The following is a 1,383-nucleotide window of genomic DNA, read 5'->3' on the forward strand; positions in this document are numbered from 1 at the left end:
GCTGGGGGCTGCGTCTTCAAGGCCTTGAGGCGCTCGATGCTCCCGGCCGGCCAGTGCTCGGACCGGCGGTAGTACTCGCCCACCGCCGGCGTGCCCGGCGGCAGCAGCACCCAGGGCTGCCTGGACATCGTGAAGATGTGGATGTCGGGCGGCAGCAGGTCCGGCGCGTCGAGCGTGCCGACGCGCACGAAACTGATCGCTTCGCCGCTGCCCGCGTAATGGCTCCACAGCGCGACGCGGCAATGCGGGCAGCGGGCCACGATCTGGCCCTGACCGCTCGCCGAGGGCGTCTTCACGCGCTCGACCTCGCCCTGCAGCAGCTGCACGCGGTCGGCCTCGATCATCGCGTTGAGCGCGAACGCCGAGCCGCTCTCTCGCTGGCACCAGCGGCAATGGCAGCATTGCACGAACAGCGGCCGCGTGGCCATGCGATAGCGAACGGYCCGGCAGGTGCAGCCGCCCTCGGCGGGGAAGGGGTTCGGCCCGCCCGCCTCCGGCTGGCTCATCGCGAGCGGCCGTCGTAGTGCTGCACGGGCACCGTCTCGAGATCGATGCCCTCGAGGCAGCGGATGTTGACCGCGGCCATCGGCTGGCCCTTGGGGTCCGTCGCCTCGGCAAAGGGATGGATGCCGCAGGTCTTGCAGAAGCGATGCCGGATGGCGTGCTTGTTGAACAGGTAGGTGCCCATGTTGTCGTCCTCAGGCGTGCGCAGGGTGAACTGCGCGCGCGGGACGAACCACAGCAGCGAGCCCTTGCGCTGGCACATGGAGCAGTTGCAGGCCAGCGCCCCCTGGGGCTCGCCTTCGACGTCGAAGGCGATCCGGCCGCAGTGGCAGCTTCCTTGGTAGGTCATCGGGGAGTCTCCGTGGCTTTCGAGCCCCGCAGATTACACCCGCTCAGGGCTTGGCTGCCTGGAGCGCGTCGCGGGTGCGCAGGGCCTCGCGCCGGGCGGCGTCGGCGAAGTCTTCGCCGGCCGAGGCGTAGCAGATGGCACGCGATGAATTGACCACGATCGGCGCGTCCGGACGCCAGCCGGCGCGGACCGTGGCGACCGCGTCGCCGCCCTGGGCACCGACACCGGGAATCAGCAGCGGCACCGTGGGTGCGAGCGCGCGCACGCGTTCGATTTCGGCCGGGTAGGTGGCACCGACCACCAGGCCGAGCTGGCCGTTGAGGTTCCACGGGCCCTGCGCCAGCCTGGCGACATGCTCATACAGGAAGGGCTCGCCCTCGATCCCCGCCAGCCGCTGGCCCTGCAGGTCGGCGCCACCGGGGTTGCTGGTCCGGCACAGCAAGAAGGCGCCCTTGCCCTGGTGGCGCAGGTAGGGCTCGACGGAGTCGAAGCCCATGAACGGAGACAGCGTGACGGCATCGGCCCCATAG

Annotated in this window: 3 protein-coding genes; all 3 read right to left on the reverse strand. The window is 70.5% G+C overall.

The features are described 5' to 3' along the window. Window positions 1-506 (reverse strand): GFA family protein (locus AC1D2K_RS34675; RefSeq protein WP_478094965.1); only part of this gene is annotated, 506 nt, incomplete at its 3' end. Then, entirely contained in the window at window positions 503-853 is a 351-nt protein-coding gene (locus tag AC1D2K_RS34680; protein WP_478094967.1) for a GFA family protein, read from the reverse strand. The genes AC1D2K_RS34680 and AC1D2K_RS34675, both read right to left, overlap by 4 nt. Before the next feature lie 43 nt (window positions 854-896). Then, the coding region (gene pyrF, locus AC1D2K_RS34685; protein ID WP_478094969.1) for an orotidine-5'-phosphate decarboxylase at window positions 897-1,383 on the reverse strand (487 nt) is incomplete at its 5' end.

The organism is Variovorax sp. P1_H12_2, assembly GCF_056405335.1.

Coding starts and splice junctions, on each gene's coding strand:
- AC1D2K_RS34680 (WP_478094967.1), bottom strand. CDS start 853: ATGACCTACCAAGGAAGCTGCCACTGCGGCCGGATCGCCTTCGACGTC.